Genomic DNA, 15,353 nt, shown 5'->3' with positions numbered 1-15,353 from the left:
TTGTCCTGATTTAAATTTAATCCACTATACAAAACGTATAAATTGGACAATAACCTAATAAGATCGTCTGAAATCAGTGGACTTAGCGCCAACAGTTTTCAGACGACCTTTTCATCACTTTATCTCAATCTACATTCAAATCAGGCAAATACCAGCTTGCCACCCTCTTCTTTCACATGAATCGTGCTGTCGGGCGCGTATTTGCCTTCGAGCAGGGCTTTGGCCAGCGGGTTTTCGATTTCCGACTGGATGGCGCGTTTGAGCGGGCGTGCGCCGTACACGGGGTCGAAACCGGCTTTGGCAATCAAATCCAAGGCGGCATCGTCCACTTTCAGGTGCAGGTGCTGCGCTTCTAGGCGTTTTTCCAAGCCTTTGAGCTGGATTTTCGCGATGTTGCGGATATTCTCCTGATTCAGTCCGTGGAACACGACCACTTCGTCGATACGGTTGATCATTTCGGGGCGGAAGTAGGCTTTCACTTCTTCCATCACCGCTTCTTTCACGGCTTCGTAGTCCTGTGTACCCATTTGTTGGATGTGCTGGCTGCCGATGTTGGAAGTCATGACGATAACAGTGTTTTTGAAGTCCACGGTGCGACCTTGTCCGTCGGTCAAACGACCGTCATCCAATACTTGCAACAGGATGTTGAACACGTCGGGATGGGCTTTTTCCACTTCGTCCAAAAGAATCACGCTGTACGGTTTGCGGCGGACTTGTTCGGTCAGGTAGCCGCCCTCTTCGTAGCCGACATAGCCCGGAGGCGCGCCGATCAGGCGTGCAACGGCGTGTTTTTCCATGTATTCGGACATATCGATACGAATCAGATGATCTTCGCTGTCGAACAGGAAGCCTGCCAAAGCTTTGCACAACTCGGTTTTACCCACGCCGGTCGGGCCTAGGAACAGGAAGCTGCCGTATGGCTTGTTCGGATCGGCAAGGCCGGAGCGGCTGCGGCGGATGGCGTCGGACACGGCACGCACGGCTTCGTCTTGTCCGACCACGCGGCGGTGCAATACTTCTTCCATTTTCAGCAACTTGTCGCGTTCGCCTTCCATCATTTTGGACACGGGGATGCCGGTCATACGCGATACGATTTCGGCCACTTCGTCCGCGCCGACTTCGGTGCGGAAGAGTTTGTTTTGTTTTTTGCCGTCGGGGTTGCTTTCTGCCGCCTGCAACTGTGCACCCAATTTCGGCAACTCGCCGTATTCGAGCTCAGACGCGCGGGCAAAGTCGCCTTGGCGTTTGGCCTGCTCGATTTTGACTTTGATGTCGTCCATCTGTTTCTTGATGTCGGCGGTGCTGGAAGACGCGGCTTTTTCGGCTTTCCAGATTTCGTCCAAATCGGCGTATTCTTTTTGCAGACCGTCGATTTCCTCGTCTATCAGTTCCAAACGTTTTTTGCTGGCGTCGTCGCTTTCTTTGGCAACGTGCATTTTTTCCATTTTGAGCTGGATGATGCGGCGGTCGAGTTTGTCCATCTGCTCGGGTTTGCTGTCCAGCTCCATTTTGATACGGCTGGCGGCTTCGTCAATTAAATCAATCGCTTTGTCGGGCAGGAAGCGGTCGGTGATGTAGCGGTCGCTCAATTCCGCGGCAGCAACGATGGCGGGATCGGTGATGTCGATGCCGTGGTGGATTTCGTAACGTTCCTGCAAACCGCGCAGGATGGCGATGGTGTCTTCCACGCTGGGTTCGCCGACCAATACTTTTTGGAAGCGACGTTCGAGTGCCGCGTCTTTTTCGATGTATTGGCGGTATTCGTCCAAGGTGGTCGCGCCGATGCAGTGCAATTCTCCGCGTGCCAAAGCCGGTTTCAACATATTGCCCGCGTCCATTGCGCCGTCGGTTTTGCCTGCGCCGACCAAAGTATGGATTTCGTCGATGAAAATTAGGGTGTTGCCGTCGTCTTTCGCTAAGTCGTTCAACACGCCTTTCAAGCGTTCTTCAAATTCGCCGCGGTATTTTGCACCGGCAATCAATGCCGCCAAATCCAAAACCAGCAGGCGTTTGTTGCGCAGGGATTCAGGCACTTCGCCGTTGACGATGCGTTGCGCTAAGCCTTCGACGATGGCGGTTTTACCCACACCCGGTTCACCAATCAACACTGGATTGTTTTTAGTACGGCGTTGCAATACCTGAATGGCGCGGCGGATTTCGTCGTCGCGGCCGATAACGGGGTCAAGTTTGCCGTCGCGGGCGCGCTGGGTCAGGTCGAGCGTGTATTTTTTCAACGCATCGCGTTGGTCTTCGGCATTAGCATCGTTCACGTTTTGTCCTCCTCGTACCGCGTCAATCGCGGCATTGATGTTTTGTTCGGTCGCACCGGCTTCTTTCAGGATTTTGCCGGTCGCATCGTTCTGCTGCACCAAAGCAAGCAGGAAAAGTTCGCTGGCGATATAGGCATCGCCGCGTTTGGTTGCCGCTTTGTCCATCAGGTTCAACACCGCCTGCAATTCGCGGCTGGGCATAATGTCGCCGCCCTGGCCGGACACTTTCGGCAGGCTGTTTAAATGCTGCTGCAAACGTTGTTTCACCTGCGGCACGTTCACGCCCGCATGAGCCAAGAGCGCGGCGGCTCCGCTGTTTTGATCGTCAAGCAGGGCTTTCAGCACGAAGCCTGCTTCCAGATAGCTGCTGTCCGCAGCCAACGCCAAACTCTGAGCTTCTGCAAGGGCTTGTTGGAATTTGGCGGTTAATTTGTCGAATCTCATCTTTTTGGTTTCCTTTGGTTAGAATTTCGTTACACCCAATATAGGCCCAAATGTGGATAACTCAATAGCAAAATTTTATTATGATAGAAAATTTTTAATATCTATATGTTTTATATTGAAATTATTATTATAAAATCTGTGCATAACTTTTATTGTTCAAGTTCATAACAGATTGCCGACATAAGAAATAAAGATTTTCAAATTAGCAAAAAGGTCGTCTGAAAACATTTTCAGACGACCTTTGGGGCGACTAAATACTATCTATAGTGGATTAACTTTAAACCAGTACAGCGTTGCCTTGCCTTGCTGTACTGTCTGTACTGTGCGGCTTCGTCGGCCTTGTCCTGATTTAAATTTAATCCACTATAAACAATCTATTCGCACAATATCAAAACAAGACAAACCGTTATCAGACTCCGACAAAACGCCTTTTTACCCTTCCATATACCCCCGCTCCCGCATCGAGCAGACTTCTTTCGCCGTAACAATGAAATGATCCAAAAGCGAGACATCAACCAATGCCAAAGCCTGTTTCAGACGACCTGTGAATGCAATGTCGGATTGCGAAGGCGTAGCCGAACCGCCGGGATGATTATGCGCGATAATCAGGCTGTCGGCGTATTCGTCCAATGCGAGCTTGACGATTTCCCTGATATAGACGGTATTTTCTGCCACCGTTCCGCGCGAGAGTTCGCGCATGGCAATCAGCCTGTTTTGGCGGTTGAGCAAAAGCGCGGTGCTGACTTCTATCTTTTCGTGCCCTAAATGCAGGCGCAGATAATCGGCAACGGCTTTCGGACTGGAAAGCGTGATGTTTTCCTGCAAATCCTCGCCCAAAATCCGCCTGCCGATTTCTTTGACGACGGCAAATTGGGTAAAACTCGCCAAACCCATGCCCTTGTATGCGGAAAGTGTTTTAGCGTCGGCGCTCATCAGTTTGCCCAAGCTGCCAAACTCGTTCAGCAGATAACGCGCCAAATCCACTGCGCTCATCCCGCGCGTCCCCACCCGCAGCAAAATCGCCAGCAGCTCAGCATCGCTCAATGCACCCGCGCCGCGTGCCAATAATTTTTCACGCGGCCGCTCGCCTTCAGGCCACTGTTTGATACTCATGCTTTACCCCTTGCGTGAACATTCACGAAAAAAATTTGTTTGAAAATCTGCTTGTTATTACACTGTTTACAACGAATGCCTATCAAGCAATTAATGTAAATATTTCATATTTTATTATATTTCGAATGAATATTTAAAATATAGGCATAATATTCATATAAATTAATTGCATAAAAACAACGCGCTCAAACTTCGCTCATGAAAGCGATTGCCTTTTCTTATCCGCCCGTAAGGGTTGACGGCAGATTCAATCTGACAGGTTTCAAAATGTCCCGTTTAAATCAAATCCGCGAGAAATCAGCCCCTTCGGGCAATTTCGTATTGCCCCTGCGTGCCATAGGCTAATATAATAGCGAGTTCGGCGGAAGCGGTTTATCCTTGGATTTCCACCCGTTTCCCATCCATGCTGCCCGTGCGCTTCACAAGAGTTTCAGACGACGTTGCGACGTTGCGACTCCCGCCAGCAATCAAACAGCTTTTTATCACCCTTTCGAAAATCCGTTTTGCCGGTACTCGTCATTTTTATTGGAGTATTGCCATTATGACCGCAACCACTGCGTCTTCAGCCAAACCTTATCTCAAAATTCAAGGCTTGGTGAAAAAGTTTGGTGACAATTACGCTGTCGATAACATCGACTTGGATATTTATCAACATGAAATCTTTGCCCTTTTGGGCAGCTCCGGCAGCGGCAAATCCACGCTGCTGCGTATGCTGGCGGGCATGGAAAGCCCCAATCAGGGCAAAATCATTCTGGACGGTCAAGACATTACCAAACTTGCCCCCTACGAGCGCCCCATCAATATGATGTTTCAAAGCTATGCCCTGTTCCCGCACATGACTGTGGAGCAGAACATTGCCTTCGGTCTGAAACAAGACAAAATGCCCAAAGATGAAATTGCTGCGCGCGTGGAAGAAATGCTGCGTCTGGTGCAGATGACCAAATACGCTAAGCGCAAACCGCATCAATTATCCGGTGGCCAGCAACAACGTATCGCTTTGGCACGCAGCTTGGCAAAACGTCCGAAAATCCTGCTACTTGACGAACCTCTCGGCGCGTTGGACAAAAAACTGCGCCAACAAACCCAGCTCGAATTGGTCAATACGCTCGAACAAGTCGGCGTAACCTGCATCATGGTCACGCACGACCAAGAAGAGGCGATGACGATGGCGACCCGCATCGCCATTATGTCTGACGGTCAGTTGCAACAGGTCGGTACGCCCAGCGACGTGTACGACTACCCCAACAGCCGCTTTACCGCCGAATTCATCGGCGAGACCAATATTTTCGGCGGCGTCGTGATTGACGACCATGCCGATTATGCCGTTATCGAATGCGAAGGATTGGAAAACCACGTCCGCATCGACCACGGTCTAGGCGGCCCGAGCGAACAAGACATTTGGGTCAGCATCCGTCCCGAAGACATTGATTTGTACAAAGAAAAACCTGACCACTTGGGCAGCTTCAACTGGGCAAAAGGCACAGTGGAAGAAATCGCCTACTTGGGCAGTTTCGCCATCTACCACATCAAACTCGCCAACGGCCGCGTCGTCAAAAGCCAAGTTCCTGCACCTTATTGGTATGTCCGCAACATCACGCCGCCGACTTGGGACGAAACCGTCTATATCAGCTGGCCGGAAAACCAACCGACTCCGTTGTTCCGTTGATTTAAGGGGAATGAGATGAACCTTAAAAAACTGAAAAACAAACTGTTCCGCCGCCCGGGTCAGCGCGCGGTCATTGCCGTGCCGTATATTTGGCTTTTGGTACTGTTTCTGATTCCGTTCGCCATTGTGCTGAAAATTAGCTTTGCCGAACAAGAAATCGCCATTCCGCCGTTTACGCCGCTGACCAGCGTCGATGAAGATTTAGGTCGTCTGAACATCGCCATCAGTTATCAAAACTATGCCGATATCTTCCAAAATTTTTGGAATACCCTGAATCCGTTCGGCGACAGCGAAAACAGCAATATCTATCTGATGACCTACTGGTCTTCGATTAAGACTGCGCTGACGACGACCATCATTTGTCTGCTGATTGGTTATCCGACTGCCTATGCGATTTCACGCGCCAATCCCGCCATGCGCAACGGCCTGCTGCTTGCCATCATGCTGCCTTTCTGGACTTCCTTCCTATTGCGCGTCTACGCATGGATGGGCCTGCTGGGACACAACGGCATCATCAACAATTTCCTGCTTAAAATGCAGATTATCGAAGAGCCTTTAGACCTGTTTTACAACGCGTTCTCACTGAACTTGGTCATGGTTTATGCCTATCTGCCGTTTATGATCCTGCCGCTTTACACTCAACTGGTGAAACTCGACAACCGCCTGCTCGAAGCTGCTTCTGATTTGGGCGCAGGGCCGATTAAATCGTTCTTCACCATTACCCTGCCCCTGTCTAAAACCGGCATCATCGCAGGCTCCATGCTGGTTTTCGTACCCGCAGTCGGTGAATTTGTGATTCCCGAGCTGGTCGGCGGTTCGGAAAACCTGATGATCGGTAAAGTCTTGTGGCAGGCGTTCTTCGATCAAAACAACTGGCCGTTGGCTTCCGCTGTCGCCGTCGTCATGGTCGCACTGCTGGTCGTACCGATTGCACTGTTCCAGCATTATGAAAACCGCGAATTAGAGGAAGGATCCAAATAATGCAGAAATCCCGATTATCCTGGTTCCTGAAACTGATGCTGATGCTGTCGCTGGCGTTTCTGTATATTCCGCTGGTCGTTTTGGTCATCTATTCGTTCAACGAATCCAAGCTGGTTACCGTTTGGGGCGGCTTTTCGACCAAGTGGTACAGCGCATTGCTGGAAAACGACACCATCTTGGAAGCCGCTTGGCTGTCGCTGCGCATTGCCGCCGCATCCTCGCTTGCAGCCGTCGTTTTGGGTACGCTGGCAGGCTACGCGATGGCTCGCATCAAACGCTTCCGCGGCAGCACCTTGTTTGCCGGTATGATTTCCGCGCCTATGGTTATGCCTGACGTGATTACCGGTCTGTCCATGCTGCTCCTGATTATTCAGGTGCAGATGTTCCTGCAAGGTAGCGAATTGCTGCAAAACCTGTACTTCGACCGCGGTTTCTTCACCATTTTTCTCGGGCATACGACGCTTTGTATGGCATACATCACCGTCGTCATCCGTTCGCGTCTGGTGGAGCTTGACCAATCGCTCGAAGAGGCCGCAATGGACTTGGGTGCGCGTCCGCTGAAAATCTTTTTCGTCATCACCCTGCCCTTGATTGCGCCTGCCATCGCTTCAGGCTTCCTGCTCGGCATTACCCTGTCGCTGGACGATTTGGTGATTACCTCCTTCCTGTCCGGCCCCGGTTCTTCCACATTGCCACAGGTGATTTTCTCCAAAATCAAGCTGGGTCTCGACCCGCAGATGAATGTGTTGGCAACCATCCTGATCGGCATCATCGGTACGCTGGTCATCGTCATCAATTATTGGATGATGCGCCAAGCAACCAAACGCGATCGGGAAGCCGCCGAAGCCTACCGTCAGGAAAAGCTCGCCGCAGAAAAAACAAATTGACCCAATCAAACAGGCTGACCGCATCAATGCAAGGTCAGCCTGTTTTCTTCACACAACCCGTTTGACAACTTTTCAGACGACCCTCAACTATAGTGGATTAAATTTAAATCAGGATAAGGCGACGAAGCCGCAGACAGTACAGATAGTACGGCAAGGCGAGGCAACGCCGTACTGGTTTAAAGTTAATCCACTATACCCTCCAAAGGTCGTCTGAAACCACACAAAGCATTACCCTATGATTCATCCCAATTTCAAAGAATACCTTCCCTCCTATTATTTCAGCACCATCAATCCCCACGCCGCTTATCCCAAGCTTGAAGGTCGTCTGAAAACCGAGACCTGCGTCATCGGCGGAGGATTGACAGGACTTTGCACCGCCCTTCCCCTTGCCGAAAACGGACGCGAAGTTACCGTACTCGAAGCCGCCCGTATCGGCTTCGGCGCATCAGGGCGCAGCGGCGGGCAAGTTATCAGCGATTATGCCTGCGGTATGGAAGAAATCGAAAAACAAGTCGGCTTGGAACAAGCCCGCTGGTTTTGGCAGCAATCCCTGCAAGCCGTCGAACTCGTTGACGAACGGGTTAAAAAACACCAAATCGCTTGCGACTGGCAGCGCGGCTACGCCACCGTCGCCATCCGCCCGCAGCATTGGGAAGAATTGCAACAATGGCATGAACACGCCCGACAACATTACGGCGCTACCCATTACCAACTCTGGGATAAAGCCACGCTCAAGCAACAACTTACCAGCGATATGTACTTGGGCGCACAGTTCGATCCTCATTCCGGCCATCTCCATCCGCTCAACTATACCCTGGGCATCGCCCGCGCCGCTGCCGAAGCAGGCGCGCAGATTTTCGAACAGTCCCCGATGACCCGTATCGAACCCTATCAAGGCGGCTGGCTCGTCCATACCCCGGACGGCAGCATCGAATGCCAAAACCTCGTGTATGCCGTCAACACCTACGCCGGTTTGCATCAAAAATTCAAGCCATTGGAAAAAAAAGCCATCGCCGTCAGCACCTTCATCATCGCCACCGAACCGCTGGGCGAACGCGCCAAAGAACTCATCCGCAACAACATGGCTGTCTGCGACAACCGCCACGTCCTCGACTACTACCGCCTCAGCGCCGACGGCCGCCTGCTCTTCGGCGGCAAAGACAACGAATTCATCGACGATCCCGACCGCATGACCGAGCTTGTCCGCCAAGACATGCTCAAAGTCTTCCCCCAGCTTGCTGATGTCAAAATCGAACATTCATGGGGCGGCGAATGCGACATCACCGCCAACCTCGCCCCCCACTTCGGCAGGCTCGCGCCCAATGTTTACTATGCCCAAGGCTACTCGGGACACGGCATGGCGATTACCGGCATAGCAGGCCTTGCCATCGCCGAAGCCATCATGGGTGACGATGGTCGTCTGAAACCGTTTGAAAAACTCAAACACCCCAGCATCATTACCCAACCTTTCCTGCGCAAACTCGGCTCCTTCCTCGGCTCGAAATATTACCAATGGAAAGACAGCCGTTAAGCATTTGGTTAAGCTCGAACACATCAACAAAAGGTCGTCTGAAACCCGATTCAGGTTTCAGACGACCTTTTCGATATTGAATTGAAGACTTCCAATCAAACTGCTATCGCATCAAATGTTCAACGAACGCCCGATGCATTTAGATTCCTACCCTCTCCGTTTGTGCTCCAAACCCATTACATCAAATGAATCCCGCTTGCCGGATTGGAAACATTTTCATATACGGTAATCGAAACGATTTTTCCACTTTCGTCAAACACAATTTCCAGATAGGGCTTATCAGGGCTGCGGTCGTGGTTGAAAAGGCGGAATACCCTTTGCGCCTCAAAAATCTTTCCGTGTGCTTTCAAATATTCGGGCAACTGGCTGATGTTTTGAAAACTACCGCCAAACCCGCCGCCATGTTTCTTAAGATATTCCGGCGTTCCTTCTATGTCGAAATTGTGCGTTACCCTCAGCGGCTGATCCGAACCTTGGCTTGTCTGTTTGCCTGTTGATAAAACCAAAGTATCCCGACGCCTGAGTGCTTTCATTTCTTGTACCACCGGTTCAACCGCCTGCTGATTATAGCTCCGCTCCCCTTTTCCCATCTGATCAATAGCCTCTATCACTTTATCAACGTTTTTAGGATCATTCGGATCAATATCAGGGAACAGTGCCTGCTCCAGCGGATCATCTCCGCCGGGAATGCCCCAAATCGCCGCCAATTCTTTAGGGCTGCGTTCAAACAAACAACTGGAATCGATATTTTCGGCAACCTGACGGACAAAATCATCAATGCCGCCAATCTGATGCAGGTTGGTGCAATTTGAAGAAGGTGCGCCTTCTACTTGCTTGACGCTATTAGAGTTGGACGCGATTGGATTCAAATCGGGTTGGGAAGAAGCAGATGACGCGGAGGATGGAACAGCGGATGCGCCGACTTCTTTTGTTTTATCTTCTTTGCTTGGAGAACACGCAGTCAGCATGATTGCAGTAAGCCATAAGAGAAGTGATGACGTTTCATTTTTCATTATTTTATTTTCAACATAAAGAGGTCGTCTGAAAATCTGCCACTTCATTTTTCAGACGACCTCCTGTTAGTACAACTCAAGAACCTTGTTATTGCCAACAAGGTGCTCAACCCATCTTACCCGACGCGGTAAAACGCCAAGCTACCCAACAGGTTGGGGAAATGTTTGACCTGTTTGTTACCCGTCATGACCGCGCGCTCGAGGACGCGGATTTTGTTTTTGGCGCACAATAAATCAAAGTCTTTGAGCGTACACCAATGGATATTCGGCGTGTCGTACCAATGGTAGGGCATGCGCTCGGAAACCGGCATATGACCGCCGATGGCGATTTGGAAGCGGTTGCGCCAGTAGCCGAAATTCGGGAAGCTGACAATCGCCTGTTTCGCCACGCGCATGAGACAGCGCAGGATTTTTTCGGTATTCTGCATGGCTTGGATGGTTTGGCTCAAAACGATAACGTCAAACGTCTGGTCGCCAAATTCTGCCAAACCCTGCTCCAAATCGGCTTGGATGACGTTTACGCCGCGCGACATGGCGGAGATGACGCTGTCGGTGTCGATTTCGATGCCGTAGCCGCTGCATTTTTTGTGCTCCACCAAAGCCGCCAGCAATTCGCCGTCGCCGCAGCCCAAGTCCAAGACGCGGCTGCCTTCGGGAATCCAGTCGTAAATCAACTGCAAATCGTCGCGCAAATTCATGATCGGCAATCCTTGTCAACATTGTTCATATAAACCGCTACGGCGCGCATATAGGCTTCGTCTTCCATCAAAAAGGCGTCATGGCCGTGGTTGGATTTGACTTCGATATACTGCACCGGCTTGTGCGCGGCAATCAGCGCTTTGACCAGCTCTTTGGAACGTGCGGGCGAAAAACGCCAGTCGGTGCTGAAGCTGGCGACAAAAAATTTCGCTTTCACATTTTGCAGGGCGCGGATCAAGCTATCACCGAAATCCGCCGCCGGATCGAAATAGTCCAAAGCTTTGGTCATCAGCAGATAAGTGTTGGCGTCGAACCGTCCGACGAATTTGTCGCCCTGATAACGCAGATAGGATTCCACTTCAAATTCAACGCCGTAGCCGTATTGATAACCGTTTGAACGCAAATCGCGTCCGAATTTTTTGCCCAAACCGTCTTCGGCAAGATAAGTGATGTGCCCCATCATTCGGGCAATCCGCAAGCCCCGTGCGGGAACGGTATTGTGGCTGCGGTAATGTCCTTCGTTGAAATCGGGGTCGGTCAAAATCGCCTGACGTGCTACATCGTTGAACGCGATATTTTGCGTCGAGAGTTTCGGCGCAGATGCAATCACTAAGGCATGGCGCACGCGCTCGGGATAGGAAATCGTCCATTGCAAAGCCTGCATACCGCCCAAGCTGCCGCCGACAATCGCCGCCCATTGTTCGATACCGAGATAATCGGCAAGCGCGGCTTGGGATTTTACCCAGTCCTTCACCGTAACCACCGGAAAATCCGCGCCGTATTCCCTGCCCGTTTCAGGATTGATCGACAAAGGCCCGCTGCTGCCGTCGCAGCCGCCCAGGTTGTTCAAACCGACCACGAAAAAACGTTCCGTATCAATCGGCTTGCCGGGACCGACCATATTGTCCCACCAGCCCGCATATTTATCCTCCGCCGAATGCCTGCCCGCAACATGATGATTGCCCGACAGCGCATGGCAGATTAAAACCGCATTGTTTTTTTCGGCATTCAGCTCGCCGTAGGTTTCAATCATCAGATCGAAACGCGGCAAAGTTTTACCGTTTTCCAAAACCAGCGGCATCTCAAACGGAATTTTTTGGGGCGTTACAATGCCCACCGAGGCACTTTGACTCATATCCTGTTCCAACAAATGCGGCGAAAAGCGTTATTATATAGCAAACGGCATGACTTTTTGACACGGTCGGACAAGCAGCCTGACGCGCTCAAACATCCGTCCCCATACTGCCGCGCCCAAACCATACTTTTTCAGACGACCTCCCCCGCTTCCCGATATGATAGGCAGACTTTTCCGTATTTTTTTCTTTTTCGCACTTGCCGCGCTGATCATCAACCGCCTCTTCAGCCGCAAGCAAAAACGTGCCCTGCGCGATGTCGCCAAAATCAGCGCATGGGTACTGCTCGGTGCTGCCGCAGCGACGCTGTTTTGGTATCTGGTCATGCTGTATTTCAAACACATTCCGGATTCTTATTGACCGGACGTTGATAGCCAGACAAAAGGTCGTCTGAAAACCCAAATTCAGGTTTTCAGACGACCTTTTCCCGTATATTAAAAACACGGGGGATGACGATGTTGCCAAAGCGGCAGCCTCAGCTCAAGATTTAGCATCCGGCTTCTCCTTAAACTCCGTTCCGACGAACGTCCGTTTCGGATTGCCGCGTTCCACCTGATAAAGCCGGCTGTGCTGTGCGCGGGCGTAATCGTCGGTCTGTCCGGCATGATGTTCCGCCAACTTTTGCGCCAGCAGGGTCAAAGCCAATTTTTTGTTGGCATGCTGACTACGTTCGCTTTCGACGCGCACGGAAATACCGCTTGCTTTATGAGTGGCACGGACGGCACTTTCAGTTTTATTGACGTGCTGTCCGCCTTTGCCACCCGAACGGCAGGTTTGAAACTCAATCTCGCTTTCAGACGGCATTTCAGGCATATCGGGCATACGGAAAACGCCGATATACCAGTTTTTGCGCGGATGCTTCGGGCGGACGGGGCTGGCGCATATCCATTGGAGCGAACCTTGCCAACGCTGTGCCAGAGTTTCGGCATGTTTGCCGTCCAATTTAAGCACCGCCGACATAATGCCGTGTTTATCGGCGGTTTCGGAGATGATTTCCACCTCGACACCTTCCGCCTTCGCCTCGGCAAGTATCCTGCCCAATACGAAACGGGCAAAGATGCGGCATTCGGCAGGCCCTTGCGCAGTGGAAATTTGCAGATAAACCGTTTGTAAATTTTGCTTCATATTTATTCTCCGCATCCGCCGCTGGTTTTATAAGTCAAAACGGGTTTGAACCGGGCGACCAATTCAATCAGACCTGTGTTTTTCATGGCTGAAATGACGCTGTCTATACTTTTATAAGCCTGCGGAGCCTCTTCAAAAATCAAAGCCTTATCCTGACAAACGACCACGCTGCCGAAGGCAGTTTGACGCAGGCTGTCGGCGGAATATTTGTGCGACAGGCGTCCTTTACATTCGCCGCGCTGCCATTTCCGTCCTGCGCCGTGTGCCAATGTGTTCAGCGAAATTTGGCAATCTTGGGTCGGCAGAACCAGATAGCTGTAATCGCCGCGCGAGCCGGGTATCATCACCAGACCTTTATCCGCGGGCGTTGCGCCTTTTCGGTGCAGCCAACCGGTTTGCCCCGCGATTTCGGCTTGTTCGAGGAAATTGTGATGCACGTCGAGCAGGCATTCGCCTTCCGTGCGCCAGCGGTCGAGCATTCTGGCGGCAATCAGACGGCGGTTTAAACGGGCGAACTCAAGGGCTGCCTGATGTTCGGCAAGATAGTCCGCCGCAGCCTCGCTGCCTTCCGCCAAACCTCGATGGCCGTAGGCTTCGATGTGGCGTCGCAAAATTTGCTGCCCCAGTCCGCGCGAACCGCTGTGTACCAACAATTGCAAACGGTTTGAATCAAAGGCAGCGGGAAGCAAATCGGCGCGGTAAACGGTTTCAACGGTTTGCAATTCGGCAAAGTGATTGCCGCCGCCGATAGTGCCGACAGCGAGGTCGTCTGAACACGAAAAATCGGATGCGGGTTCTCCAAGCAAGGATTCTTGTTCGTCTTGGCTCAAAGGCGTATCGATGTTGCCAAGCTGCTTGGCGAGTTTGGCGGGTTTGAGCTTGGCGGCAGACAAATCGGTTTGCCAAAACGCCATGCCGCAGCCGATGTCGTTGCCGATGAGCGCGGGGTAAAAATGGTGTTCGCTGAAAAATGCTGCACCGACGGGATAACCTCGCCCCGCGTGCAAATCAGGCATGCCGGCTACGCGCAGCATATGCGGCAGCTTGGCGGTGGTTTCAAATTGAGCGACGGCGTTGCCTTCAATCCAGGTTTCTGAATCAGCGATGATGTGAATATGATGGGGATTTTGATAATTGCCCATGTGTATGCTTTCTTTAAAACGGACAGATGGCAAAACGTGTCCAAACCGACAAAACAAAAAAGATGTCCGGTTTGAAAATATACCGACTGCCGTCTGACGTTTTCAGACGACCTCTGTCCGATTGATGGGAAAGCAGCCCGAAGCGGGCGATAGGGAAAATGCGGGAACGCGTTGTCCGAAAATCAGACCGACGCTTGGGCTGCAAAGAATGTGATTGAGCGGATTGAAGTATTGCGTGTCATGGCTGCTCCTTTCTTTGCATGTGAAAATTGAAAACAGGCGGATTATAGGGGAAATGTTTGAAACGTTACAATCAAACTGTGTTTTTTTGTGAATAGGTGTTGCAATACCGTCATGAAGCAATGGAAACAAAAAGCAGCCTGCACTTTAGAAATTGAAGCTCAGGCTGCTTTTTCATATTGCCGACATGTGTTCCAATGCCTCCACGAAGTAATCCGCCACCGCCCTGACGCTGGGGCTACGGCGTACGTCTTCGTGCATTACCAGAAAGAGTTCCGCTGCGAATTCGGGCGGCGGGGCATCTGGATTGAGTGAGACGGGATGCAGCCTGTCGGCAGGGAAAACAGCGAAATCGGGCAGGATACCGATGCCGATTTGTTCGCACACGGCTTGTTTGACGGCGGCGAAGTCGTTGCTGGCGAAGGAAATGTCGGCATCTTCGCCGATTTGTTCGGCAAACCAGCGGGAAAAACGGGTATTTACGGCAATTTGTACAAAACGCCAGTCTTCGCGGCGGATGGTTTTCAGGTAGCCTTCATGGGCGTAGATGCGGTAGGCAAAATGGGCGATGCGGCGCACGGCAAGGTCGTTTTGGGTGGGGCGGACGAGGCGCAGGGCGATGTCGGCTTGGCGGCCGTGCAGGTCAGCGAGTGCGGCATCGCTTTGAATGATGAGGCGTATATCGTTGTGTTTGCGGTAGAAATCGGCAATGTGGGGCATCAGCAGGAGTCGGGCGACGAATGGCGGTGCGGAAATGACGACGCTGTGCCGCAGCTCGGCCTGTTCGCGTGCAGTACGCTGCAACATGCTCATATCTTTGCAGATTTCGCAGGCATGGCGGTAAAGTCGTTCGCCTTCGGGGGTGAGCAGGTAGCGTTTGCCGATGCGGTCAAACAGGCGCAGGCCGAGTGCGTTTTCCAGCTGGGCGATTTGCCGCGAAACGGTGCTGTGCTGCACGCCCAGGTGTTCGGCAGCGGCGGTAAGGGTTTGTTTTTCCACGAGGGTGGTGAAGTGGCGGATGCCGTTCCAGTCCCAATCCATTATTGCTTCCTTTGTGCATTTTTTAGCTGTGTTTGCCAATTTATCTTATTTTCGTGTTTTTATAAACG

Annotated in this window: 13 protein-coding genes and 1 pseudogene; 6 read left to right on the top strand and 8 right to left on the bottom strand. The window is 51.6% G+C overall.

Features of this window, described 5'->3' with window-relative positions; all coding sequences use genetic code 11:
- Positions 1-140: 140 nt before the first annotated feature.
- Together clpB and radC are read right to left on the bottom strand one after the other, a co-directional pair.
- Positions 141-2,714, bottom strand: coding sequence for an ATP-dependent chaperone ClpB (gene clpB, locus HMPREF2726_RS03215; RefSeq protein WP_070602133.1), 2,574 nt, complete (start codon positions 2,712-2,714; stop codon positions 141-143).
- 432 nt (positions 2,715-3,146) lie between these two features.
- The gene (radC, locus tag HMPREF2726_RS03210) at positions 3,147-3,827 is read right to left on the bottom strand and encodes a RadC family protein (RefSeq protein WP_003759908.1); all 681 of its coding nucleotides are present in this window, start codon (positions 3,825-3,827) and stop codon (positions 3,147-3,149) included.
- Between the two features lie 541 nt (positions 3,828-4,368).
- Here radC and potA point away from each other — a divergent pair.
- The 5 genes and pseudogenes from potA to HMPREF2726_RS03190 all read left to right on the top strand — a co-directional run bounded on the left by potA (position 4,369) and on the right by HMPREF2726_RS03190 (position 8,892).
- Positions 4,369-5,493: an ABC transporter ATP-binding protein gene (potA, locus tag HMPREF2726_RS03205; RefSeq protein ID WP_009312960.1), complete on the top strand. Its 1,125-nt coding sequence runs from the start codon at positions 4,369-4,371 to the stop codon at positions 5,491-5,493.
- Positions 5,494-5,508: 15 nt separating this feature from the next.
- Complete coding sequence (locus HMPREF2726_RS03200) at positions 5,509-6,474, top strand: ABC transporter permease subunit (protein ID WP_003766008.1); 966 nt, start codon at positions 5,509-5,511, stop codon at positions 6,472-6,474.
- Positions 6,474-7,361, top strand: a complete 888-nt coding sequence (locus HMPREF2726_RS03195) for an ABC transporter permease subunit (RefSeq protein ID WP_003765987.1) — start codon at positions 6,474-6,476, stop codon at positions 7,359-7,361. Before HMPREF2726_RS03200 ends, HMPREF2726_RS03195 begins: the two co-directional genes overlap by 1 nt.
- Before the next feature lie 88 nt (positions 7,362-7,449).
- A pseudogene (locus HMPREF2726_RS14625) lies at positions 7,450-7,641 on the top strand (hypothetical protein); the annotation flags it as partial.
- A 6-nt stretch (positions 7,642-7,647) separates the two neighbouring features.
- Positions 7,648-8,892 carry an NAD(P)/FAD-dependent oxidoreductase gene (locus HMPREF2726_RS03190; RefSeq protein ID WP_246827852.1) on the top strand — a complete coding sequence of 415 codons (1,245 nt, stop codon included), beginning with the start codon at positions 7,648-7,650 and terminating at the stop codon, positions 8,890-8,892.
- Positions 8,893-9,068: 176 nt separating this feature from the next.
- Here the strand turns inward: HMPREF2726_RS03190 and HMPREF2726_RS03185 are convergent, their stop codons facing one another.
- From HMPREF2726_RS03185 to HMPREF2726_RS03175, 3 genes are all read right to left on the bottom strand, one after another.
- Positions 9,069-9,953 carry an NMB0938 family lipoprotein gene (locus HMPREF2726_RS03185; RefSeq protein ID WP_070602131.1) on the bottom strand — a complete coding sequence of 295 codons (885 nt, stop codon included), beginning with the start codon at positions 9,951-9,953 and terminating at the stop codon, positions 9,069-9,071.
- Between the two features lie 68 nt (positions 9,954-10,021).
- A complete protein-coding gene (metW, locus tag HMPREF2726_RS03180; RefSeq protein ID WP_039405916.1) occupies positions 10,022-10,603 on the bottom strand; it encodes a methionine biosynthesis protein MetW in 582 nt (193 codons plus the stop codon).
- Entirely contained in the window at positions 10,600-11,739 is a 1,140-nt protein-coding gene (locus HMPREF2726_RS03175; RefSeq protein WP_070602130.1) for a homoserine O-succinyltransferase MetX, read from the bottom strand. Before HMPREF2726_RS03175 ends, metW begins: the two co-directional genes overlap by 4 nt.
- A 157-nt stretch (positions 11,740-11,896) precedes the next feature.
- On the opposite strand from HMPREF2726_RS03175, the gene HMPREF2726_RS14085 reads away from it, so the two are divergent.
- Positions 11,897-12,097, top strand: coding sequence for a protein MIGRI (locus tag HMPREF2726_RS14085; RefSeq protein ID WP_003675061.1), 201 nt, complete (start codon positions 11,897-11,899; stop codon positions 12,095-12,097).
- 120 nt (positions 12,098-12,217) lie between these two features.
- Here HMPREF2726_RS14085 and prfH read toward each other — a convergent pair whose 3' ends face one another.
- The 3 genes from prfH to HMPREF2726_RS03155 all read right to left on the bottom strand — a co-directional run bounded on the left by prfH (position 12,218) and on the right by HMPREF2726_RS03155 (position 15,285).
- Positions 12,218-12,862, bottom strand: coding sequence for a peptide chain release factor H (prfH, locus tag HMPREF2726_RS03165; protein ID WP_009312964.1), 645 nt, complete (start codon positions 12,860-12,862; stop codon positions 12,218-12,220).
- A 2-nt stretch (positions 12,863-12,864) separates the two neighbouring features.
- Entirely contained in the window at positions 12,865-14,004 is a 1,140-nt protein-coding gene (locus HMPREF2726_RS03160; protein WP_070602129.1) for an RNA ligase RtcB family protein, read from the bottom strand.
- A 414-nt stretch (positions 14,005-14,418) separates the two neighbouring features.
- Entirely contained in the window at positions 14,419-15,285 is an 867-nt protein-coding gene (locus HMPREF2726_RS03155; RefSeq protein WP_009312966.1) for a LysR family transcriptional regulator, read from the bottom strand.
- Positions 15,286-15,353 lie beyond the last annotated feature (68 nt).

Origin of the sequence: Neisseria sp. HMSC074B07 (assembly GCF_001810355.1) — a bacterium.
In the GTDB taxonomy this organism is placed as follows: Bacteria; Pseudomonadota; Gammaproteobacteria; order Burkholderiales; family Neisseriaceae; genus Neisseria.
The sequence above is the reverse complement of the archived record's forward strand: the minus strand, read 5'-3'. Positions and strand labels throughout refer to the sequence as shown.

What these genes read in the sequence shown, in the direction of transcription:
- HMPREF2726_RS14085 (WP_003675061.1), top strand. Translation starts at nt 11,897, where the DNA reads ATGATAGGCAGACTTTTCCGTATTTTTTTCTTTTTCGCACTTGCCGCG.
- prfH (WP_009312964.1), bottom strand. Translation starts at nt 12,862, where the DNA reads ATGAAGCAAAATTTACAAACGGTTTATCTGCAAATTTCCACTGCGCAA.
- HMPREF2726_RS03195 (WP_003765987.1), top strand. Translation starts at nt 6,474, where the DNA reads ATGCAGAAATCCCGATTATCCTGGTTCCTGAAACTGATGCTGATGCTG.
- potA (WP_009312960.1), top strand. Translation starts at nt 4,369, where the DNA reads ATGACCGCAACCACTGCGTCTTCAGCCAAACCTTATCTCAAAATTCAA.
- HMPREF2726_RS03185 (WP_070602131.1), bottom strand. Translation starts at nt 9,953, where the DNA reads ATGAAGTGGCAGATTTTCAGACGACCTCTTTATGTTGAAAATAAAATA.
- radC (WP_003759908.1), bottom strand. Translation starts at nt 3,827, where the DNA reads ATGAGTATCAAACAGTGGCCTGAAGGCGAGCGGCCGCGTGAAAAATTA.
- metW (WP_039405916.1), bottom strand. Translation starts at nt 10,603, where the DNA reads ATGAATTTGCGCGACGATTTGCAGTTGATTTACGACTGGATTCCCGAA.
- HMPREF2726_RS03200 (WP_003766008.1), top strand. Translation starts at nt 5,509, where the DNA reads ATGAACCTTAAAAAACTGAAAAACAAACTGTTCCGCCGCCCGGGTCAG.
- HMPREF2726_RS03175 (WP_070602130.1), bottom strand. Translation starts at nt 11,739, where the DNA reads ATGAGTCAAAGTGCCTCGGTGGGCATTGTAACGCCCCAAAAAATTCCG.
- HMPREF2726_RS03155 (WP_009312966.1), bottom strand. Translation starts at nt 15,285, where the DNA reads ATGGATTGGGACTGGAACGGCATCCGCCACTTCACCACCCTCGTGGAA.
- clpB (WP_070602133.1), bottom strand. Translation starts at nt 2,714, where the DNA reads ATGAGATTCGACAAATTAACCGCCAAATTCCAACAAGCCCTTGCAGAA.
- HMPREF2726_RS03160 (WP_070602129.1), bottom strand. Translation starts at nt 14,004, where the DNA reads ATGGGCAATTATCAAAATCCCCATCATATTCACATCATCGCTGATTCA.